This is a genomic window from Hamadaea flava, from assembly GCF_024172085.1.
Lineage (GTDB): Bacteria > Actinomycetota > Actinomycetes > Mycobacteriales > Micromonosporaceae > Hamadaea > Hamadaea flava.
In genome coordinates this window covers 6,011,463-6,032,862 of sequence record NZ_JAMZDZ010000001.1, presented here as the reverse complement: position 1 = coordinate 6,032,862, position 21,400 = coordinate 6,011,463, and the positions used below count along the sequence as shown (strand labels likewise).

21 protein-coding genes are annotated in these 21,400 nt (G+C 70.2%); 9 read left to right on the top strand and 12 right to left on the bottom strand.

Annotated elements, in window-relative coordinates; all coding sequences use genetic code 11:
• Positions 1-86 precede the first annotated feature (86 nt).
• Positions 87-1,286, top strand: a complete 1,200-nt coding sequence (locus HDA40_RS28300) for an FAD-dependent oxidoreductase (RefSeq protein WP_253760845.1) — start codon at positions 87-89, stop codon at positions 1,284-1,286.
• 64 nt (positions 1,287-1,350) lie between these two features.
• Here HDA40_RS28300 and HDA40_RS28295 read toward each other — a convergent pair whose 3' ends face one another.
• Both HDA40_RS28295 and HDA40_RS28290 read right to left on the bottom strand, forming a co-directional pair.
• Positions 1,351-1,572 (bottom strand): DUF397 domain-containing protein, encoded by a 222-nt coding sequence (locus HDA40_RS28295; protein WP_253760844.1) that lies wholly within the window; start codon positions 1,570-1,572, stop codon positions 1,351-1,353.
• Positions 1,573-1,713: 141 nt separating this feature from the next.
• Complete coding sequence (locus HDA40_RS28290; protein WP_253760843.1) at positions 1,714-2,742, bottom strand: glycosyltransferase family 4 protein; 1,029 nt, start codon at positions 2,740-2,742, stop codon at positions 1,714-1,716.
• Between the two features lie 202 nt (positions 2,743-2,944).
• Between HDA40_RS28290 and HDA40_RS28285 the strand changes: the two genes are divergently transcribed.
• Positions 2,945-5,041, top strand: coding sequence for a discoidin domain-containing protein (locus tag HDA40_RS28285; RefSeq protein WP_253760842.1), 2,097 nt, complete (start codon positions 2,945-2,947; stop codon positions 5,039-5,041).
• 4 nt (positions 5,042-5,045) lie between these two features.
• Here HDA40_RS28285 and HDA40_RS28280 read toward each other — a convergent pair whose 3' ends face one another.
• The 4 genes from HDA40_RS28280 to HDA40_RS28265 form a co-directional block, all read right to left on the bottom strand.
• A complete protein-coding gene (locus tag HDA40_RS28280; protein WP_253760841.1) occupies positions 5,046-6,095 on the bottom strand; it encodes a LacI family DNA-binding transcriptional regulator in 1,050 nt (349 codons plus the stop codon).
• 51 nt (positions 6,096-6,146) lie between these two features.
• Complete coding sequence (locus HDA40_RS28275) at positions 6,147-6,704, bottom strand: YflT domain-containing protein (protein WP_253760840.1); 558 nt, start codon at positions 6,702-6,704, stop codon at positions 6,147-6,149.
• A gap of 93 nt (positions 6,705-6,797) precedes the next feature.
• On the bottom strand, positions 6,798-7,340 hold the full coding sequence (locus HDA40_RS28270) for a potassium channel family protein (protein WP_253760839.1): 543 nt from the start codon (positions 7,338-7,340) through the stop codon (positions 6,798-6,800).
• A gap of 115 nt (positions 7,341-7,455) precedes the next feature.
• A complete protein-coding gene (locus tag HDA40_RS28265; protein WP_253763844.1) occupies positions 7,456-8,847 on the bottom strand; it encodes a glycoside hydrolase family 6 protein in 1,392 nt (463 codons plus the stop codon).
• 139 nt (positions 8,848-8,986) lie between these two features.
• Between HDA40_RS28265 and HDA40_RS28260 the strand changes: the two genes are divergently transcribed.
• Positions 8,987-9,844 (top strand): PHP domain-containing protein, encoded by an 858-nt coding sequence (locus HDA40_RS28260; RefSeq protein WP_253760838.1) that lies wholly within the window; start codon positions 8,987-8,989, stop codon positions 9,842-9,844.
• Between the two features lie 109 nt (positions 9,845-9,953).
• On the opposite strand, the gene HDA40_RS28255 is transcribed toward HDA40_RS28260, so the two are convergent.
• Positions 9,954-10,937 (bottom strand): exo-alpha-sialidase, encoded by a 984-nt coding sequence (locus HDA40_RS28255; RefSeq protein ID WP_253760837.1) that lies wholly within the window; start codon positions 10,935-10,937, stop codon positions 9,954-9,956.
• 155 nt (positions 10,938-11,092) lie between these two features.
• On the opposite strand from HDA40_RS28255, the gene HDA40_RS28250 reads away from it, so the two are divergent.
• Both HDA40_RS28250 and HDA40_RS28245 read left to right on the top strand, forming a co-directional pair.
• Complete coding sequence (locus HDA40_RS28250) at positions 11,093-11,668, top strand: TetR/AcrR family transcriptional regulator (RefSeq protein ID WP_253760836.1); 576 nt, start codon at positions 11,093-11,095, stop codon at positions 11,666-11,668.
• Entirely contained in the window at positions 11,668-12,267 is a 600-nt protein-coding gene (locus HDA40_RS28245) for a hypothetical protein (protein WP_253760835.1), read from the top strand. The genes HDA40_RS28250 and HDA40_RS28245 overlap by 1 nt, the downstream gene beginning before the upstream one ends.
• Positions 12,268-12,322: 55 nt before the next feature.
• Here HDA40_RS28245 and HDA40_RS28240 read toward each other — a convergent pair whose 3' ends face one another.
• Complete coding sequence (locus tag HDA40_RS28240) at positions 12,323-13,012, bottom strand: cyclase family protein (protein ID WP_372502994.1); 690 nt, start codon at positions 13,010-13,012, stop codon at positions 12,323-12,325.
• A gap of 112 nt (positions 13,013-13,124) precedes the next feature.
• On the opposite strand from HDA40_RS28240, the gene HDA40_RS28235 reads away from it, so the two are divergent.
• From HDA40_RS28235 to HDA40_RS28225, 3 genes are all read left to right on the top strand, one after another.
• Complete coding sequence (locus HDA40_RS28235; RefSeq protein WP_253760833.1) at positions 13,125-13,478, top strand: GlsB/YeaQ/YmgE family stress response membrane protein; 354 nt, start codon at positions 13,125-13,127, stop codon at positions 13,476-13,478.
• 121 nt (positions 13,479-13,599) lie between these two features.
• Positions 13,600-14,874: a hypothetical protein gene (locus HDA40_RS28230; protein WP_253760832.1), complete on the top strand. Its 1,275-nt coding sequence runs from the start codon at positions 13,600-13,602 to the stop codon at positions 14,872-14,874.
• A 97-nt stretch (positions 14,875-14,971) separates the two neighbouring features.
• Positions 14,972-15,394, top strand: a complete 423-nt coding sequence (locus tag HDA40_RS28225; protein ID WP_253760831.1) for a hypothetical protein — start codon at positions 14,972-14,974, stop codon at positions 15,392-15,394.
• A gap of 54 nt (positions 15,395-15,448) precedes the next feature.
• Here HDA40_RS28225 and HDA40_RS28220 read toward each other — a convergent pair whose 3' ends face one another.
• The 3 genes from HDA40_RS28220 to HDA40_RS28210 all read right to left on the bottom strand — a co-directional run bounded on the left by HDA40_RS28220 (position 15,449) and on the right by HDA40_RS28210 (position 17,465).
• Positions 15,449-15,922, bottom strand: a complete 474-nt coding sequence (locus tag HDA40_RS28220; RefSeq protein WP_253760830.1) for an iron chaperone — start codon at positions 15,920-15,922, stop codon at positions 15,449-15,451.
• A gap of 158 nt (positions 15,923-16,080) precedes the next feature.
• Complete coding sequence (locus HDA40_RS28215) at positions 16,081-16,950, bottom strand: hypothetical protein (protein WP_253760829.1); 870 nt, start codon at positions 16,948-16,950, stop codon at positions 16,081-16,083.
• A gap of 5 nt (positions 16,951-16,955) precedes the next feature.
• Positions 16,956-17,465, bottom strand: coding sequence for a SigE family RNA polymerase sigma factor (locus HDA40_RS28210; RefSeq protein WP_253760828.1), 510 nt, complete (start codon positions 17,463-17,465; stop codon positions 16,956-16,958).
• A 143-nt stretch (positions 17,466-17,608) separates the two neighbouring features.
• On the opposite strand from HDA40_RS28210, the gene HDA40_RS28205 reads away from it, so the two are divergent.
• Complete coding sequence (locus tag HDA40_RS28205) at positions 17,609-18,898, top strand: hemolysin family protein (RefSeq protein WP_253760827.1); 1,290 nt, start codon at positions 17,609-17,611, stop codon at positions 18,896-18,898.
• Here HDA40_RS28205 and HDA40_RS28200 read toward each other — a convergent pair.
• Positions 18,895-21,375 carry a heavy metal translocating P-type ATPase gene (locus HDA40_RS28200; RefSeq protein ID WP_253760826.1) on the bottom strand — a complete coding sequence of 827 codons (2,481 nt, stop codon included), beginning with the start codon at positions 21,373-21,375 and terminating at the stop codon, positions 18,895-18,897. The genes HDA40_RS28205 and HDA40_RS28200 overlap by 4 nt on opposite strands.
• Positions 21,376-21,400 lie beyond the last annotated feature (25 nt).

The window sequence follows — 21,400 nt, the reverse complement described above, 5'->3', positions numbered from 1 at the left end:
GCCAGCTTATCGCACCGACTGTTGCTTTAGCGCGCGACGCGTGGCAGACTCAAATGCAACGGGAGTTGCTATTAGGGGAGGAACTCATGGAGACCACGGTCTGCGTCGTCGGCGGCGGTCCCGCCGGGCTGGTGCTCGGCCTGCTGCTCGCCCGCCAAGGCGTCGACGTCACGGTGCTGGAGAAGCACGCGGACTTCCTGCGGGACTTCCGTGGCGACACGGTCCACTCGTCGACCCTGACCCTGCTCGACGAGATCGGCCTCGGCCGGCAGATCGAGGAGCTGCCCGGTCGCAAGGTCCGCGGCCTGCGGGTCAGCTTCGACGACGGCAGCTACCAGGTCGCCGACTTCGGACGGCTGACGGGCGCGCACCCCTACCTCATGTTCCTGCCGCAATGGGACTTCCTCGAACTGCTCGCCCGCGAGGCCGCTCAGCTGCCGAACTTCCGGTTGCTGCGGTCGACCAAGGTCACCGGCCTGCGGCGCGGTCCCGACGGCGCGGTCACGGGGGTGGTCGCGGACGGGCCCGAGGGCGTGGTCGAGATCCGCGCCCGGCTCACGGTCGCGTGCGACGGCCGAGATTCACTTGTACGCGATGAGCTGGGCCTGAAGCCGCAAACCTATGCCGCCCCGATGGACGTCCTGTGGTTCCGGATCTCGCGGCGGCCGTCCGACCCAGAGGGGCTGGACATGCGCGTCGGCGCCGGCGGCTTGATGCTGTGCATCGATCGCGGAGAGTACTTCCAGTGCGCGTTCGTGATCGCCAAGGGCGGGTACGCCGCCATCCGGGCCGAGGGGCTGGACTCGTTGCGGGCGCACGTCGCCCGGCTCGCCCCGCCGCTCGCCGACCGGGTCGCTGAACTGTCCACCTGGGACGAGGTGAAGCTGCTGACGGTGACGGTCAACCGCCTCGACCAGTGGCACGCGCCCGGAGCCTTGCTGATCGGCGACGCGGCGCACGCGATGTCGCCGATCGGCGGTGTCGGAGTGAACCTGGCGGTGCAGGACGCCGTCGCCGCCGCGCGCCTGCTCGGCCCGATCCTGCACGCCGGGCGTACGCCGACCGGGGCGGAATTGGCTCAGGTGGAGCGCCGCCGTCGCCGGCCGACCGTCGTCACCCAGAACGTCCAGCGGCTGGCTCAGCGCCGGATCGTCGATCCGCTGCTGCACGCGACCGGCCGGATCACCGCGCCTTGGCCGATCCGGCTGCTGCGCCGGGTGCCGAAGCTGCAGGCGTTGCCGGCCCGGATGATCGGCCTCGGCGTCCGGCCGGAACACCTGCGCTAGCGAGCACGGAAAAGGGAGGGCCGGCCGGTGCCCTCCCTTTTCCGTGGTGCTTTTCTGCGCCGTGCTACAGGTCGAACTCGCCCGCCTTGGTTCCCGCGACGAAGGCCGCCCATTCCTGTTCGGTGAACAGGAGGGCGCCGCCACCGGGGTTCTTCGAGTCCCGGACGGCCACACCGGCCGGGACGAAGGCGATCTCGACGCAATTGTCGCCGCTGGGACTGCTGCGGGCGCTCTTGCGCCACACCGCCCCCGCCAGCGTGGGATCGGTACTGATCTGGTCGTTCATCGATTAACCCCCGAACGCACCTCGAGGTTGATGGTCACCTTTTCGTACCATGCCGTAGCCGCTTCGGGGGCATGAAACGTCGATCACAAGCCTTCCGGGCGACCGTGGCAGGGCCAGGCTGAGAATAGCCTGTGTGTTCAGTCAACAAAGTACCGACCGATAGATCTCTTCGTATCCGGCGGCCATAGTGGCCACATCGAACCGCTGCTCGACGTGAACCCGGCAGTCGTGAGCGGTCAGTTCCGGCACCCGGTCGAGGGCGGCGGCCAACTCCTCGGGTTCGCCGCACACGAAACCCGTACGCCCGTGGTCGACGATCTCGGGCACCGAACCCTCGGCCAGCGCCACGACCGGAGTGCCGCAGGCCATGGCCTCGATCATCACCATCCCGAACGGTTCCGGCCAGCGGATCGGGAAGAGCAGACAGGACGCCTTGGCGTACAGCTCTCGTTTGAGCGTGGCGTCCGCCTCGCCCACGTAGGTCACGCCGCTGCCGAGCAGGGGGCGCACCACCTCGTCGAAGTACGCCTCCTCGGCGGGTTCGTTCATCTTCCCGGCCAGCACCAGCGGCCGCCCGGCCTCGCGGGCCGCCGTGATCGCGAGGTCGGCGCCCTTGTCCTCGGCGAATCGGCCGAGGAACAGGACCCAGTCCTCCTTCGTCTCCCGGAAGGGATAGTCGGCCACCTGAAGTCCGTTGTAGACGGTGCCGGCCCAGTTCAGGTCGGGCGCCAGCGACCGCTGCGACTCCGAGATCCCCACCAGCGCCAGGTCCTTGCCGAACTGGCGGTAGTACTCGCCGGGTTCGCCCTCCAGCGGGCCGTGCATCGTCGCGACGGTCGGCGCGTGCCGGCCCGCCGCCGTCAACGGGCCGGCCAGGGTGTGGTCGTGGACGATGTCGACGTCGAGGTCGTCGAGCAGCCGGGCGGCCATCGCCGCGTGCATGACCTCGGGCATCGGCTCGCCGAGCCGGTCGGACTGCGGCACGGCGAAGGTACGCCGGAACTTCCCGGCGGTGCCGTCGGCTCCCGCGCCGATCAGGGTCACCTCGTGCCCCCGCGCGACCAGTGCGTCGGTCAGGTCCGCGACGACGATCTCGATGCCGCCGTATCCGCTGGGCGGGATGTCGTAGTACGGCGGGGCGACCATGGCGATCCGGAGGGGTGACGGCATGCTCCGGGCTTGCCCGGAGTGCAAGATCGGCAAACGTTCCGAGGGAGCGCTCCCTCATTCCTATCTCGATTGTCCGGAAAGTCGCAGGTCGGAGAACGTCAGATTGACATAGGTAGACACCTGGACGATGCTCTGAGAGAGCGCTCCCTCGCCTCTCCCGTCCCCGGAGAGGCACCCCTCTTCCGCCCACAGAGGAGACGTCATGAAGTTACGCACGACGGCGCTCTGCGCCCTCGCCGCGCTCGCCGCCGGTTTCGCCGTCGCGCTGACCGGCGCGGCCAACGCCGCCGATCCGCTGCTCTCGCAGGGCAAGCCGGTCACCGCCTCGTCCGCCGAGAACGCCGGCACTCCGGCGAGCGCCGCGGTCGACGGCGACCTCGGCACCCGCTGGTCCAGCGCGTTCAGCGACCCGCAATGGCTGCGGGTCGACCTCGGCTCCACCGCCGCCGTCAGCCAGGTCGTGCTGCGCTGGGAGGCGGCGTACGCGACGGCATACCAGATCCAGGTGTCCGCCGACGGCAATACCTGGACCACCGTCTACAGCACGTCGACCTCCACCGGCGGCACGCAGACCCTCGCCGTCACCGGATCGGGCCGCTACGTGCGGGTCTACGCCACCGCGCGGGCGACCGCGTACGGCTATTCGCTCTGGGAGTTCCAGGTCTACGGCACGACCGGGTCGACCGGTTGCGACACCGCCACGAACGCGGCGTTGAACAAGCCCGCGACCGCCTCCTCCACCGAGAACGCCGGCACTCCGGCGAGCGCGGCGGTCGACGGCAACAGCGGTACGCGGTGGTCCAGTGCGGCCGCCGATCCTCAGTGGATCCAGATCGACCTCGGCTCGACCGTGTCGGTCTGCCAGGTGACGCTCACCTGGGAGACGGCGTACGCGACGGCGTACCAGGTGCAGGTGTCGGCCGACGCCGCGACGTGGACCTCGATCTACAGCACGACCACGTCGACGGGCGGAACGCAGCCGCTGACCGTCGCCGGTTCCGGTCGCTACCTGCGCGTCTACGGCACCGCCAGGGCGACACAGTGGGGCTACTCCCTCTGGGAGATCGCCGTCCGCACCGGCGGTGGCACGCCGCCGACCAGCAGCCCGCCCCCGACCGGCGGCGACGTCCTGCTGTCCTACAACAAGCCGGCCGTCGCGTCGACCTCGCAGAGCGACGCGAACTGCTACGAGTGCACCCCGGCGCGGGCGTTCGACCTCGATCCCGCGTCCCGGTGGGCGACCAGCTCCACGACCGGCTGGGTCGACCCCGGCTGGATCTACGTCGACCTCGGCGCCACCGCCACGATCCACCAGGTGATCCTGCAATGGGACCCGGCGTACGCGACGGCGTACCAGATCCAGGTGTCGCCGGACGCCGCTACCTGGAGCACGATCTACAGCACCACGACGGGGCACGGGTTCAAGGAGACCCTGACGGTCAACGGCACCGGCCGCTACGTGCGGATGTACGGCACGGCCCGGGTCGGCGCGTACGGCTACTCGATCTGGGAGTTCCAGGTCTACGGCACCGGCGGCAACCCCACGACGCCCCCGGCGCGACCGGCCGATCCGAGCTTCCCCGCGACCCGGCTGGTGTTCAGCGACGAGTTCAACGGCGCCGCGGGCACGAAGCCGGACACGGCGAAGTGGACGATCGACACCGGCACGGGGCAGAACAACGAGTTGCAGTACTACACCAACAACGCCAACGCCTCGATGAACGGCGCCGGGTCGCTGGTGATGGAGGCGCGCCGAGAAACCGTCGGCGGACGCGACTACACCTCGCACCGGATGAACACCGGCGGCAAGTTCACCTTCCAGTACGGCCGCGTCGAGGCCCGGGTCAAGGTGCCGAAGGGCAACGGGTTCTGGCCCGCGTTCTGGATGATGGGCGCCGACTTCCTCACCGGGCGGCCATGGCCCTACAACGGCGAGATCGACATCATGGAGATCCTCGGCAAGGACACCACCCGCAGCTACACCACGCTGCACGCGCCGGCGTACAACGGGGGCGGCGGCTACGGGTTCGAGAAGATCTGGACGACCGACCTGTCCGCGGACTATCACGTGTACGCGGCCGAGTGGGACAGCAAGGGCATCCGGTTCTTCGTGGACAGCACCGAGGTCTTCTACGCCAGCAAGGCGACCGTCGAGTCGACCCGGGGGCCGTGGGTCTACGACCACCCGTTCTACGTGATCCTCAACCTGGCGGTCGGCGGCGACTGGCCCGGCTCGCCGGACGCCACCACGCCGTTCCCGGCGCAGATGCTGGTGGACTACGTCCGCGTCTACCAGTAACCCCCTAGGCCGAGCCGCGCTCGACGATCTCCGGATGGAAGATCACCGAGCGCGGCCGGCCCTCGGGCTCGCGGATGCGGGCCAGCAGGAGCCGGGCCATCTCGGCGGCCATCTCCTCCAGCGGCTGCCGGATCGTGGTCAGCTGCGGACGGCAGGCCAGCGCCGAGACGCTGTCGTCGAAGCCCACCACGGCGACGTCCTCGGGCACGCGCCGGCCGAGGTCGCGGAGCGCCTGCATCGCGCCTTCGGCCATCAGATCGTTGGCGACGAACAGCGCGTCGGTCTCCGGGTACGCCGTCAGCAGCGTCCGCGCCGCGCGTTCACCGCCGGCCCGGGTGAAGTCGCCGGGCTCGGCCGGCACCCAGGCGTACCCGTGCACGGCGAGGGCTGAGCGGAACCCGGCCAGCCGGTCCTGCCCGGCAGTCGTGTCGAGCGGGCCGCAGACCGTCGCCGGATGCTTGCGGCCCAAGGCGATGAACCGTTCCGCCGCCAGCCGGGCGCCGGTCTGCTGCTCGACGTCGACATAGCTCATCGGCAGCGGCCGACCCGGCCGGGCCGACAGCACCGCCGGCACATGCAGGTCGCACAACTGCTGCGGAAGCGGGTCGGCGACGTGGCTGGAGATGATCAGCACGCCGTCCACGTGTCCCTGCCGCAGATACCGCAGGACCTGCTGATGAGCGGGGGCGTCGGCGGGCATGATCACCAGGTGGATGCCCTCGGGGCGCAGCACCTCCAGCGCCCCGGCGGTGATCCGGCCGAGGTACGGGTCGGTGAAGATCCGGCTCAGGAACGGCTCGGCGAACTCCCGTCCGGCCGGTTCGGAGACCACCAGCGCGACCGAGTCGGTCCGGCGGGTGACCAGCGACCGGGCCGCGTGGTTCGGGACGTAGCCGGTCGCCTCGATCGCCCGCTCCACGATCTCGCGGAGTTCCGGGTCGACTGTGGACACCTGGTTGATCACCCGGGACACCGTCGACCGGCTCACCCCGGCATACTCGGCGACCTGTTCGAGCGTGGGCGAACGGGGACCGGGCGGGCGGGGGGCGACCATGGCGCCAATGTATAGCAACCCACCAGAGAGCGCTCTCCCCCACCCGGTTCCTCAGCGCCCGGTGCCCGCCTCGTTGGCCTGCCAGTTGAGGCGTACGAGCAACTGCCGGGCCTGCTCGGCGTGGTCGGCGGTGACGGCGATGGCGTACTCCCCGGCGGTGAGCGCGCTGCGCGAGGTGAAGTCCCGCTGCCCACGGGTGGCCGCGTGCGCGATGGCGCCGAAGATCGCGCCCCAGACCGCACCGATCAGCAGGCCGGCGATCACGACGCCGAACCAGTTGCCGACGGCGAAGATGCCGAAGAGCAGACCGATGAACAGACCGAACCACGCACCGCTGGCCGCGCCGGCCAGTGCCGCCCGGCCGACGGTCATCCGGCCCAGGACGTTTTCCACCAGGCGCAGATTGGTGCCGACGATCGACGTGTGCTCGACCGGGAACTTGTTGTCCGAGAGATAGTCGACGGCCCGCTGGGCGGAGGCGTAGTCGCCGTAGGTCGCCACGGTGACGGTCGCCTGCCCGGCACCGGGCCCGGCGGCGGTGATGGCATCAGCTGCCGGTCCGACCGCCGGACTGCCCGCGGGACCGGTCGGGATGGAACTCATGGTCATCTGTCCTCCTTCATCCCCTCGATCATCACCTGTCCCCCGATGGGCCCGCAGGGCAAACGCGGATCTCGGTGACAGGATTCGAACAACCTGGTCTCAGCGGTTGTGCCGGGACCTCGCCCGGTCGGCGAGCTGCCGGGACAGCATGGAGGCGGTGGTCGCGAGCACCGCGACGTTGAAGAACATCTGTACGCACAACAGCACGCGGGCGAACTGCCCGTGCGCGGAGATGTCCCCGAATCCGACCGTCAGCAGGGTCGCCGTCGCGAAGTAGAGCGCGTCGACCCGGGTGTTCAGATCGACGAACTGGCCGGGGGCGTACACGGCGACGGCGTAGTCGATCAGCGCGAAGAGCAGCAGGCCGCCCAGGATGCCGACGATCAGCCCGCCGAGCGGGGCGTCCGGCTGGTCCAGCTGGCGCAGCAATTGGTTCTTGAGGCCGAACAGGATCGTCCCCAGGGCCAGGAGGGTGAGCCCGACCTGGACCACGATCAGCCAGTCCCCCGTACTGGGCCGGATCGGCACGGCGAAGTAGAACAGCAGCAGCGCCACGCAGGTCAGGCCGCTGCGTTCGAGGATGCCTCGCGCGGTCGCCTTGCGGAGACGCCGCGACGTCTTCTGCTCCTTTTCCGCCGACATGCCCAAATTGTGCACCGTTGGACGCCGCCTCGCCCCGAGAGCACCAGATCAGGGATGTGCAGGCCATCTCAGGCCCAGATGGCCTGCACATCCCTGATCTGCACGGAACGATCGGTCAGGAGCCGGTGATGAGGTGGACGGCCAGGTCCGGGCTGAACTGACCGGCCGGGATGCCGGCGCCGATCCCGCAGTCGCCGTCGGAGTCACCGGGCACCTTCAGCCAGAGCAGCATCTCCGCACCCCCGCCGACCTGCGCCGGTACGCCGAGTTTCCGCCCAGCCGGGTTGCACCACTCGCCGTTGGTCCCGTTCCCGTTGCGGCTGGTGTCGACGACGAACGGCTTCGCCGCGCTGCCGAGGCTGGTGTTGACCGCCGTCCCGTACGCCACGTCGTCGCTGGTCGTGTAGTAGTTGGAGACGTTGATCGAGAAGCCCCGGATGTTGGCGAGCCCGGCGGCGCTCAGCCGACCGGCCATCGTCCCGGCCGCCACCCAGCCCGGGTTCCCGGCGTCCAGGTACGCCCAGGTGTTGGGCGCCTTGTCGTGGAACTGCCGCGTCGCGTACAAGATCATGTCATTCCGGGTGGCGATCGCCGCCGTGTCCATGCAGTTGAAGTCGGCGAGCGAGTCGGGCTCGATGATCACGACGGCCGGGCGGCTGCCGATGGCCGTGGCGAACGCGGCGATCCAGGTCTTGTAGGCGTCGGCCGAGCCGGCGCCGCCGCCGGAGTGACCACCGCAGGCATCGCGCCCCGGGATGTTGTACGCGACCAGGACCGGAAGCTTGTCGGCGGCGTCGGCTGCCCCGATGAACGAGCCGACGGCGGTGCCGATGTCGCCGCTCCACGCGCCGAACCAGCGGGCCATGGGCTTGGTGGCGATGGCCGAGTTGATCTGGGCGGTTCGGGAGTCCCCGCCGTTGTTCCGGACCCACACCGCCGGGTTGGAGTCGGGATCGACGTAGAACCCGCTGGTCAGGTCGAGCGGCGAGCCGCTGCCGGCGGTGTTGTCCACGAGGGACACGTTGTCGATCCAGAAGGTGTACGCCCCGCCGGTGAGCCCGCCGAGCTGGAAGGTGATCTCGCCGTTCGCGGTCTCCAGCGTCCCGGTGAAGGTCCAGCTGAAGTGCCGCGCGGTGGTGTCCACAGTGAACAGCTGGTCGAGCGTGGCCGGGTACGGGTCGGCGTTGAGCTGCACGGTCGTGCGGACTGCCCGGGTGGCCGTGGCGGAGGCGTCGAACGACAACGTGTAGCTGCGGTTCTGGTGCAGTGTCAGGGCTGGCGACTTCTCCCCGAACATGGCGTCCCAGCGGTTCGCGGTGCCGCCCGGAACGGCGGCTTTCAGCCGTCCGCCGTCGACGCTCAACGGGGTGTTGCTGGTGCTCCACCACGGGGTGGTGGACGAGGTGAACGTGCCGTTGGTGATCAGCTCGGTGGCGGCGTACGCGTCAGGGGTGGCGAACAGGGCAAGCGGCAGTGCGAGGACGGCCGCGGCCAGCAGGCGGGGCATGCGTCGCAAGAGTTCCTCCCCAGGATGTGGAAACGATTCCAGTGCGCCATGCTGCGACACATACATCGATGTTGTCAAGATTTTCGCTGGCTCCGCCGATCGGCCGTCCGGCCACCAAGATCGCCGGAAAGCCGACAGAATGGGAGGCGTGATCGACCTCCACACGCACTCCACCGCCAGCGACGGCACCGACACTCCGACCGAATTGGTGCGGCACGCCGTAGCCGCCGGTCTCGACGTCGTCGGGCTGACCGACCACGACACGACGGCGGGCTGGGCGCCCGCGGTGGAGGCGTTGCCGCCCGGGCTCACCCTGATCCGGGGCGCCGAGGTGTCCTGCCGCTGGTTCGGCCCGGATCGCTCGGTCGGGCTGCACATGCTGGCGTACCTGTTCGATCCGGCGGAACCGGCGTTCGCCGCCGAACTGGCACGAGTCAAGCAAGCCCGCGAGTCCCGCGCCGAACGCATGGTCACCTTGCTACGCGAAGACGGCGTCGACATCGACTGGGAGGAGATCCGCGCCTTCGCCGCCGGCGGCACCGTCGGCCGCCCCCACATCGCCCAGGCACTCGTCCGAGCCGGGCTGGTGGGCACGGTCTCCGAGGCGTTCGCTTCCCAGTGGCTGGGCGCGCGGTATCGCGTACCCAAGGAGGACGTCGAGGTCTTCACGGCGCTGAAGCTGATCCGCGGCGCGGGCGGGGTCCCGGTCTTCGCTCATCCGCTGGCCGCACGGCGCGGCCCGATCGTGCCGGACGAGCTGATCGCGGAACTCGCCACGGCCGGCCTGTTCGGCATCGAGGCCGACCACGAAGACCACACCCCGGCCGAACGCGCGCACGTGCGCGAACTGGCCGCCGACCTCGATTTGGTCGTCACGGGATCGAGCGACTACCACGGCGCGAACAAGGTGGTCCGGCTCGGCGCCAACACGACCGCGCCCGAGGCACTCGACCGCATCGTCGACGCCGCGTCCGGCGTCGAGCCGGTCAAGGCGTGACGCTCGGGGCGTCTCATCCGGGGTCCAGCCGGTCAAGGCGTGACACTCGGGGCGATCTCATCCAGGGTCTAGCCGGTCAACGGGATGACGATCGTCGGCGTCGAGCCGGTCACGACGCGACGTAGGCGGCGCGGTCGCTGGTGAAGGAGACGACGGTCGCGTCCGGCACGTCGAAGCTCACCGTCAGGAACCGGCCCGGCTCCAGCTCCACACTGGACGGATTCGCCTGGTCCGGGTGGCCGGAGTCGTACAGATGCAGGTCCGGCCCGGTCCACTCGCCCGCGGGGTCGGTCACGATCCGCGCGACGGTGCTGCGCCGAGGCGAGAACCGCTTCGAGATGTCGCCGTACGCGACGAGCAGCGCTCCGTCAGCGAGCAGCAGCACGTGGTGCGACGACGCGGGGAGGTCGGTCTCCACGGGTGGGGTCCAGGTGCGGCCGCCGTCCGTCGAGCGGGCCAGATAGGCGTGCTCCACCGACGTACGCAGCAACGCGACGACCTCGCCGGTCGGCAGCACGGTCAGGGTCGGCTCCCGGAAGTGGAAGTCGGCGCTGATCCCGAGCGGCACTGCCGTCTCCGCCGCCCACGTACGCCCACCGTCGGTACTGCGGACGGCGAGCGCGCTGTCGAGGCCCGTCGACCGCCGGGGATCGACGCCGTAGAGCGGGAGCAGGACGTCGCCGTCGGGCAGCTCGACGGCCGCGCCGTGGGAGACCGCCCAGAGCAGGTCGTCCCCACCGGCGACCACCGGCTCCGACCAGGTACGCCCACCGTCCTCGCTCCGCATCACCAGCGTGCCGAGGCAGGTGAACTTGCCGTCCGGATGCCAGTCGAGCACGAAGTAGCTCAGCAGGACTGTGCCGTCCCGGAGCTGGACGAGTTTCGGATCCCGGTCGTCGTGTTCGCCGTCGGCGACGACCCTGGGCTCGGACCAGGTCTGCCCCCGGTCGCCGGACTCGACGAGCATGATCCGCCCGTCGGCGCGCACGTGCCCGGTGCTCTCCCGGTACGCGCACAGCAGGGGCCCGTCGGCGAGGGCTACGAGGTCGGGGAAGTGCGGAAGCGTGCCTGATGCGGCTCGGGCGACGATCACCCGGCCCAACCTACTCCCCTCCTGGGCGGCCACCAGCCGGACAGGCCGACACCGCCGAAGCTGCCTGGGCGGTTGACAAGTGTTGGCTACGTGTCGTAGCTTTAAGGCTATGAGAGATAGCCAAGCGCCCGGCGCCGCTCGGGACGGTGGTCGCGATGCCTAGGGCCGGGCTCACCCCGGACCGGGTGGTCGACACCGCGATCGCCCTGGTCGACGAGCGTGGACTGGACGCGCTGACGCTGGCCGCCGTGGCCGAGCGCTGTGGCGTCGCCGCTCCGTCGCTCTACAAGCACGTCAGCAACCTCGCGGATCTGCGCACGCTCGTCGGCGTACGCGTGCTGCGGGAGATGGCGGACCAGTTCGCGACCGCCGTCATGGGGCGCAGCGGGGCCGACGCGGTCGCGACGCTCATGCGGGCGTACCGGGGTTATGTGGTCGCCCACCCCGCCCGCTATGCCGCGATGCCGGCCGACCCGTTGCACCAGGCGGAATTCGCCGAGGCCGGTCGGCGGCTCCTCGAAGTGATGGGAGCGGCGTTGCGGCCGTGGCAGCTCTCCGACGCCGATCTCGTGCACGCCATGCGGGCCGCCCGGGTGATCACCCACGGCTTCGCCTCCCTGGAGTCGGCCGGCGGCTTCGGCCTGCCCCAGGGCCTCGACGAAACCTACGAACGCCTCATCCAGATGTTTCTGAACTCGCTTTCCTCCGCGCACACCCCTCAGGAGTCCTGATGTCCCGCAATCGCCTCGCCGCCGTCGCGCTCGCCGTGGCCGGTGTCCTCTTCCTCCTCTACCCCGCCCTGCGCCCGTGGGCCGACGAGTCCACCGCCGCCGGAGCCCTCCATGCGATGGGATCGCCGTGGTGGGTCGCGACTCACCTGTTCGCGATGATCGGCTTCATCCTGGTGCCGCTGGCGCTCTTCCGGGTCGACAAGGTCGCCGCCGTCATCATGTGGATCGGCGCGGGCTTGACGCTGCCCTACTACGGCGCGGAGGACTTCGCGCTCAACACGCTGGCGGGCAAGGTCAAGGACGGTCAGTCGCTGGACCTGCTCGACCTCTCCGACAGCATCCGCTACCACCCGGCCGCCGTCGCGACGTTCTTCGTGGGCCTGCTGCTGCTCGGTGTCGGCGCGGTCTGGGCCGCTGTCGCGGTGTGGCGGGGAGGCGTACTGCCGAAGCTGTCGGGGTTGCTGTTCGGCGCGGGGTTCGCCCTGTTCATCCCGCAGTTCTTCACCGGCGAAGCGGTCCGCATCGGCCACGGCGTACTGATGCTCGCCGGATGCGCCTGGCTCGCGTTCGCGCTGTGGCGTACGCCCGACCCGGCGTGACGTTCGCACTCGAAAACTCGGAAGGCCGCGCGGATTCGCGCGGCCTTCCGGCTGTTCAGGGGACCAAAGCGTACGCCCGGACGGCGATGGTGCCGAAGTCGCGGATACGCAGCGGCGCGGCGTGCAGCCTCGCGCCCGTCGCCGGCAGCTGATCCAGCCCGGTCAGGTGCTCGATGATCGGGATGTGGGCGGCGAGCAGCCGCGAATGGCAGGGGCGCGCGCCGAACGGCGTGACCTCGTCGATGTTGAGCGAGTCGATGCCGACAAGCTTGACGCCGGACTCCACGAGGTACTCCGCGCCCGCCTCGGTGAGGAAGGGAGCGTCCACCCCGTACGCCGGCGTCCCGAAGTGCCGGTCCCACCCGGTGTGCAGCAGCACCGCCTTGCCTCGGACGTCGACCTGCCGGAGCGCGTCCACCCCGACGCCCCGCCCCGTACGCGACGTCACCACGACGATCGGCAGGTTGGCGAACGAGGACAGGGGCAGGTCCGCCAGGTCCGCGCCGCCCGCGTACCGGTGGAACGGACTGTCCACATAGGTGCCAGAATTGCTGAGGATATGCAGCCAGTCGATGGTGAACTCGGTGCCGGGCGCGTAATGGCCGCGCGAGTCCTCGCGGGACAGATACGGCGCGATCTCCGGCCCCGGCAACCCCGGATACGTGGTCATGCCGGCCTCGATGACGTGGTTCAGCTCGACCAGCCGGGGACCGGGCGCGGGTTCGATCATCCGCGCATTGTGCATCACCACACCGTCGAGCGGGAGACCGTAACCACTGGTCAGGACGGGTCGAGGTTTGACGATCCGCCAATCCGGCAATGGACGTACGCAGACTGAAGGGAATGGAGCGACCGACATGCGGATTGACGACGTTCTCAGCGCCATCCTGATCGGCCTGGTGGTCGGTACGCTGGCTCGCCTGGTGCTGCCGGGCAAGCAGAGCATCGGCATCCTGGCCACCTGGCTGGTCGGCTTCGGCGGCGCGCTCGCCGGCTCGTGGGCGGCCAAGCACCTGGGCATCTCCGACGACGCCCGCGCCGCGATCGACTGGAACTCGGTGAACTGGCACTTCTCGTGGAGCTGGGCGGAACTGGCGATCCAGGTCGCCGTCGCCGTCATCGGCGTCGCCATCGTCGCGGCGGTGGCCCGGCCGTTCTACGCGTACCGGGAGACGCACCCGCGGCGGAGCCGCCGCTCCAGCCACGCCTAACGCCATACCGCCCCCGTTTCACCGTCAGATCAGGGTTATGCATGCCTCCCCGAGCGCGGGAAGCATGCATAACCCTGATCTGCACCACGGCACGGCGCTGCTCGGGCGGTAGATTCGCCGCGTGGCGGAAGCGAAACAGCAGGGGTCGCCGGTGCTGGCGGCGATCATCGGGGCGGTCGCGGGCGCGTCGCTCACGGCGGGCGCGGGCGGCGTCGCCATCGCGATCGGGGCGGTCGTCGCAGCCGTCGCGGTGGGCGTCAGCGAAGTCGTCGCGCGGCGGCGTCAGCAACCCGGGCAGATCCCCGCGCTGTGGTCGCGCATCGTGATGAGCGGCGCCCTGGCCGCCCCGTTGGGCTGGCTCATCGGCGTGATCACCGGCTGGGGGCCGATCGTCATCGGGTTGCTCGCCGGTCTGCTGGCGGGCGCGATGGGCCTGCGTCCGCAGAAGGTGCTGCTCGGACCGGTCGTCGGCGTCGTCTTCGGCTGGGCGCTGGGCGCGCTGTGGCCGTCGGTGACCCCGGCCGTCGTCGCCGCCGTCGTCGTGGTGGCCTTCCGCTGCCTGTCCGCCCTCATCTTCCGGGATCCCCAGGTCAGCCTGCTCGCTGAACGCGTACGCCCAGCGGACCTGCCGTTCGTCGTCCCGCTCGCCGCGCGTACCAAATATGTGGGCACGGGCTATGTGCGCGATCTGGCCGAGGTGGTCGGCGGGGACTACACCCCGGCGGCGGCCGATGTGGGCATCGTGGCGACGCTGGACGACTTGGCCGGGCCGGAGTTCGACCCGGCGGGAGTGGACCCCCTGGTGCGCGAGTTCTACGAGCACACCACCCGGTTCACGCTGGACATCGTGCCGGAGTGGCGGCTGTGGGTGCGGCCCGGTTACCTGTTGTACCGCTACCTGCTGGCGCGCCCGCTGGGCCAGGCGAACGTGCCGATGAACCAGCGCGAGACGCAGCGGGGCGTGGTCAGCCGGATCGACACGATCACCCGCCCGGACCAGCCCATCGTCCGCGGCTGGATCCGCTCCTACGCCGACACCGACGAGCCGATCTATGTCGGGATCTACACGACCTACCGGCGTGAGGACCGAGGCTATGTCAGCGTCGGCTTCCCGTTGCCCCAGGCCAGCTTCACCGCGACGCTCGCGCCGCGCGCCCGGCCCGGCGGCGGCCTGATCCTCAGCAGCCGCAGCGAGCTCGACCAGCCCGGTCACTATCTGACGTTCATCGATCCCGAGTCTGGCGAGCTGACCGCGGGCGAGGTCGCCGGATTCGCCGAACAGCTCGATGTCTATACCGACAACGGTCAGTTACGAGCCGAGCACGCGTTCTGGGTGTTCGGCCTTCCGTTCCTGGTCCTGCACTATCGCATCGACCGGAAGCGTCCCACTTCCTGAGCTTCCCTTCCCAAGAAGCGGTCTGATCAGGCAAGGTATCGACGAGCGCAGCGCTGGGCTCCGATGGCCGACCGTCCCACGAAGATGGAGCCCGCCCTTGCTCGCGTCCGCCCGCGCCCTCCGGCAACTGCTGCTCGACGTGCCTCTCGACCTCCCGCTGCTGCGCGGTCCGCCGGTCAACACCGCCCCGTCGTGGCACCTACCCGCGCTCCCGCCCGGTTGGCGGCCCGTCGCCGGCAGTCGCGTCCTCACGCCTTCCCAGCGGTACGCCGCCTACGCGACCGACGACGGAAAGCTCGTCAGCCTGCACTCCACGGTCGGGCTCGACGAAGGTGACCTGGCCCAGCGGCTGGCCTCGATCAGTTTGTGCGGCCACCGGATCGGGGTGCATCCGGACGATTCCGGGTTCACCGCCGCCTGGCAGGCCGGCGGTGCCCGCCACCGGCTGACCGCTCGGCCGTGCTCGCTGGCAGCCTTCATGGACCTGCTGCTGTCGCTCACCTGGCCGCCCGGCTACTGACCTGGCCGGGACCTGGTGGGGTCCCGGCGTAGCGGTCGGTCTCTACGGGAGGCGTCAGGCAGCGGCTCGCTCGACGATGGCGGCGATCTTCTGCTCGTCCGCCGGGGTGAGCTGCGTGATCGCGTAGTACGCCGGCCAGAGGTCGCCGTCGTCGAGGTTGGCCTGGTCGCTGAAGCCGAGCATGGCGTAGCGCGTCTTGAACTTCGCAGCCGGCTGGAAGTGGCACACGATCTTGCCGTCCCGGGCGTACGCCGGCATGCCGTACCAGGTCTTCGGGGTCAGCATGGGCGCGTTGGCCTTGATGATGGCGTGGATCTTCTCGGCGATCGCCCGGTCCGACGGGTCCAACTCGGCGATCTTCGCCAGCACTTCGGCCTCAGGGTCCACCTTCGGACCCTTCGCGCCCCGCGCCTTCAGTTCCTTGGCCCGATCCTTCATCGCGCTGCGCTCTGCTTCGGTGAACCCGTCGTAGGACGCGGCCTTCGTGGTCTTCGTGGTGGTCTTCGCGGCGTTCTTCGTGGTGGCCATCGTGTCGCTCCTTGGGTTCGCATCTCGTTTGGTGAGATCAGCTTCCCGCGCTGGGCGCACCACCCACATCCGTGACGACTACGGAACCCACCACGGAGCGGCCCGCCGACCGGCTACGGGGTGATCCGTAGCCGACCGGCGGGCGTGGTGGAGGTGGGTCAGGTGGCGGGCACGACGTCGGTCGGCCGCTTGACCTGCACCGAGAGGCCGTAGTCGGACAGCTGCAGGGTCGACACGACCGTGCCGCTCTGGAGCTTGCCCTTGACGGTGGTCTGCCACTGGAAGGTCATGGCGATCTTCGCCACCCGGCCGTCGGCGTCGAAGGTGACGTCACCGGCGGTGCTGGTGGTGGTCAGCCCCTTGTCGGACTGCTCGGCGTACTCGAAGTGGACCGAGCCGTCCGGCTTCCGGGTCACCGTCGCGTCGAGGGCCTTCAGCGCCTTGAACAGCGCGGCCGGGTCGGGTGCGGCCGCACCCACGACGGTGTCCGCGTCACCGTAGATGGACAGGTGGTCGAACTTGCCCGGGTACTGGCCGTACCGGCCGTACTTCTCCCCCGGCCCTTTGTCGGCCGGCAGCGGGCTCTGCGGCCGCTCCGCACCCATGTATCGGGTGCCGTCGATCAGCAGCTCGACCATGATCGAGTCGTCCTGCGGGGCCCGGACGTATCCGGTGGCGGTCCGCGGGTCGAACGCGCCCTCGTAGGTCATGAGGGACTGACCCGACGGGGTGGCGGTGGTCAGCCGCAGCCGATAGCTGATGTTCTCGCTCTTCGTCACGGCGGCCACCAGCTCCAGCCGCGGATCGGCGGCGCTCGCCGTCGCGGCGGGACGGTCAGGCGTACCGCTGGTGGCGGCGGCCACTCCGACGACGCCGAGGGCGACGACCGCCGCCAGCGACGCGCTGGTCACCGCGGCTCGCCGGTGCCGGGCGCGACGGCCCCGCTCCAGCAACCGCCCGGTCGGCGCGGCCGACGGCGGGACCTCGGCCAGTTCGTGCAGCCGGTCCCCGAGCTGCTCTTCTTGCATATGAGTCACCTACTTCTCACCGGTTCGGACATCACGTGACGGAGCTTGGCCAGCGCCTTGGAGTGCTGGCTCTTGACGGTGCCCGGCGAACAGCCGAGCACCCGGGCGATCTCCCGTTCGGGCAGATCCTCGTAGTGCCGCAGCACCACCACCGCGCGCTGCTTCGGTGGCAGCGACCGCAGCGCGTCGCGTACCGCCAGAGCTTCCGCGGAGAAGTCGTCCGACGGCCCGGGCCGGTCGGGGACTTCGTGCACGAGGTTTTCCCGGCGGCGCCGGCGCCAGATCGAGGTGTGGTTGTTCACCAGCACCTTGCGCAGGTACGCGTGGAGGTCGTCGGTTCGCGACAGCCGCCGCCACCGCTCGTAGATCCGCACCAGGCTGTCCTGGAGCAGTTCCTCCGCCTGCCATCGATCGCCGGTCAGCAGCAGAGCCAGCCGCAGATGCCGGGGCCAGGCGACTTCGACGAAGTCTGCGTACGCCTGGTCGGCTCGGCTGGTTGCGTTTCGATCCGTCACGGTCCTTCCACGGTTCGGCCGCCCGGGTGGTTGCCCGGGCGGCCGAATGTTTCTCACGCGGTTTCTCGTTCACCGTCGCAGCCGGAACGTGAGCGACCAAGGTACGGTGGTGGCCACTACGCGTGAAGGAGTGAGCTCAGACCGTGGGCGGATACGGCACCCAAGTGGTGCTTGTCCTGATTCTCGTACTGGTCAACGGGGCCCTCTCGGGCAGTGAGATGGCACTCATCTCGCTGCGGGAGAGCCAGATTCAGCGGCTGGAGCGCTCCTCGCGGGGCGGGCGGGTGCTCGCCCGGCTGTCGCGTGACCCGAACCGCTTCCTGGCCACCATCCAGATCGGCATCACGCTGGCCGGGTTCCTCGCCTCCGCGGCGGCCGCCGTATCGCTGGCCAAGCCGTTGGTGGAGCCGTTGTCGTTCCTGGGCACCGCGGCCGAACCGGTCTCCATCGTGGTCGTGACGATCGTGCTGACCTTCGTCACGCTGGTCCTCGGCGAACTCGCCCCCAAGCGGATCGCGATGCAGCGGGCCGAGAGCTGGGCGCTGATCGCCGCTCGCCCGCTGGACTGGATGGCCGTCGCCTCCCGTCCGGTGGTGTGGCTGCTCGGCAAGTCGACCGACCTCATCGTGGCCCTGACCGGCGGCGATCCCCGGGCGGCGCGCGAAGAGATCAGCGCCGAGGAGATCCGCGAACTGGTGGTGGCGCAGCGGGGCTTCACGCCGCAGCAGCGGGAGATCATCTCCGGCGCGTTCGAGATCACCGAGCGGATGGTCCGCGAGATCCTCGTGCCCCGCCGGGACGTCACGACGTTGCCCGTCGCGCTGAGCGTCGACGAGGCCCTCGCCCGGCTGGCCGAGTCCGGGCACACCCGTGCGCCGGTCGTCGGCCCGGACGGGCTCGACGACGTCCTCGGCGTCGTCCACCTGCGGGATCTGCTGGGCGGCGACCGTACGCAGTCCGCGGCGGACCGCGTACGGCCGGCGGTGTTGATGCCGGAGACCCTGTCGGTGTCCGACGCCATGCGGCAGTTCCGTCAGCAGCGCGAGCAGTTCGCCCTCATCGTCGACGAGCGCGGCGCCATCGACGGCATCATCACGATGGAGGACCTCGTCGAGGAGGTCGTCGGCGAGATCTACGACGAGACCGACCGCGACATCGAAGAGGTCGTGACCGAGGCGGACGGCGTACTGCTGCTGCCGGGCGCGTTCCCCATCCACGATCTGCCCGACCTCGGCATCGACATCGAGCGCCTCGGCGACATCGACTACACCACCGTCGCCGGGCTGATCCTCGACCGGCTGGGCCGGATTCCGGACAAGCCCGGCGACATCGTGAAGGCGCCCGGGTTCTCCGCCGAGGTCGTCGAGGTCACCGGCCGGGCCATCACCAAGGTCCGGCTGCGGCTCGCGCCCCGGCGGTCCTCGGCCGACTAAGCGGCAGCGGTACGCCGGGGGCGCAGCCGCCGGAGCAGGAGCGCGTTGACCGTCACGATGATGGTCGACGCGCTCATCAGCAACGCCGCCCACTCGGGACGCAGCAGGACGCCCAGACTCGGATAGAGGACCCCGGCCGCGATGGGGATGGCGAGCAGGTTGTAGATCGCCGCCCAGAACAGGTTCTGCTTGATCTTCGTACGCACAGCGCGCGCCACCTGGAGTGCGTACGCGACGTCGGCGGGGTCGTCGCGAACGAGCACGACGTCGGCGGTCTCCACGGCGACGTCGGTGCCGGCCCCGATCGCGATGCCGACGTCGGCCTGCGCCAGGGCCGGCGCGTCGTTGACGCCGTCGCCGACCATGGCCACCTTCGCGCCGTCGCCCTGCAGCCGGGTGATGTTGGCCGCCTTGTCCTCCGGCAACACCTCGGCGAGGACGCGGTCCACCCCGACCTGGCGGGCGACCGCCTCGGCCGTACGCGTCTGGTCGCCGGTGAGCATGACGGTCTTGACCCCGTCGTCGTGGAGCGCGCCGATCGCCGCCTTCGCGGAGTCGCGTACCTTGTCGGCGACCGCGATCAGTCCCCATGGCGCACCGTCGACCGCGACGTACATGGCGGTCTTGCCGTCGGCGGCCAGGAGGGCGGCCCGATCCGGCAGTGCGGCCAGGGGGACCTGCTCCCGTTCCAGCAGGCGGGCGTTGCCGATCAGCACCCGACGACCATCCACAGTGGCCACGACTCCGTGCCCCGGTACGGAGTCGAAGTCCTGGGGCGGGTTCACCGCCGAGCCGCGATCTCGGGCGGCGGCCACGATCGCCTCGGCGAGCGGGTGCTGCGACGGCTGATCCGCCGACGCGGCCAGCCTCAGCAGGTCGCCTTCGTCGACGCCGTCCAGCGCCACGACGTCCGTCACGGACGGCGTTCCGGCGGTGAGCGTACCCGTCTTGTCGAAGACCGCGGTCGTGACACCGGCCGTGGCCTCAAGCGCCGTGGCGTTCTTGAAGAGGACGCCGCCGCGCGCCCCTTGGCCGACCCCGACGGTGATCGCGGTGGGGGTGGCCAGCGCGAGGGCATCGGGACAGGCGATGACGACGGCCGAGACGGCGGCCGTGACCGCGAAGCCGATGCCGTGCGAACCGAAGACCGCCCAGCCGAGGAAGGTGAGCGCGCCCGCCCCGAGCGCGACGTAGACCAGGTATTTGCCGGCGGTGTCGGCGAGCCGCTGGGCCGGGGCCTTGGAGGCCTGCGCGTTGCGGACCATCTGGACGATCCGCGCCAGCGCGGTGTCCGCCCCCACGGCCGTCGCGCGGAAGGTGAATGCGCCGGTCGTGTTGATCGTGCCGCCGACGACCTTCGTCCCGACCTGCTTGGCGACCGGCACGGGCTCGCCGGTGATCATCGATTCGTCGACGTAACTAGAGCCGTCGAGGACCTCACCGTCGACCGGGACCTTCTCGCCCGGGCGGACGACGATCTCGTCCCCCGTCACCACCTGGTCGAGCGATACCTCCTGCTCCTCGCCATGCCGGCGGACGCGAGCGGTCGGCGGCGCGAGACTGAGCAGCGCCTCGACCGCGCGACCGGTCGCGTAGCGCGACCGCATCTCCAGCCAATGCCCGATCAGGCTGAGCGTGGTCAGCATCGCTGCGGCCTCGAAGAAGACGTCCTCCTCCTCGCCGAGCAGCGTCGCCCCGACCGAATACAGGTACGCCACTCCGATGCCGGTCGCGATGAGGGTCATCATGGTGACCTCGCCACGGCGCAGCGACCGGGCCGCCGCCGAGATGAACGGCCAGCCGCCCCACCACACCACCGGGGTCGCCAGGATCAGCCCGAACCAGGCCATCGACAGCCCGAACGGCGGGTGAGCCGTGAAGCCGAACGTCTCGCCGATCGGCGAATACAGAATGATCGGGATGGTCAGGACCGCGCTGATCAGGAAGCGGCGGAACATGTCCGCGACCATGTCGGCGCCGTGCCCCGCGTGCTCGTCGTGCCCCTCATGGCCGTCATGGCCCGCATGCTCGGCGCCCATCTGGGACATGTCGTGGCCCGCGTGCTCCTGCCGGGCAGCGTGCTCGTGCTCTATAGGGGCCGCGTGGGCGTGCTCTTCAGAGGCCGCATGGACGTGCTCTTCAGGGGTCGCGTGGGTGTCGTGGGCTGCGTGCTCGTCGTCGTGGCCGGCGGCTGGGTGGCCGTGCTGGCAGGTGGAGTCCGCGCAGTCCCGGCAGGTGCAGTCGTAGCCCGCCTGGCGAAGGAACGCCTCCACCTGCGCCCGGTCGGTCTGTGCCGGATCGAAGCCGACATGCGCCACCGACCTGGTCCGGTCGATGTGGACGGACGTGACGCCGGGCCGGCTCCGCAGGTCGTGTTCCAGGTGTGCCAGCTCGGTGCCGCAGAAGCAAGCGGTCAGTGCGATCTCGGCGACGGCGGGCGCGGGCTGGCCGTGCTCGTGGTGGTGCTGGGTGGTCATGTCAGGTTCCCTCGTGCGATGCCGC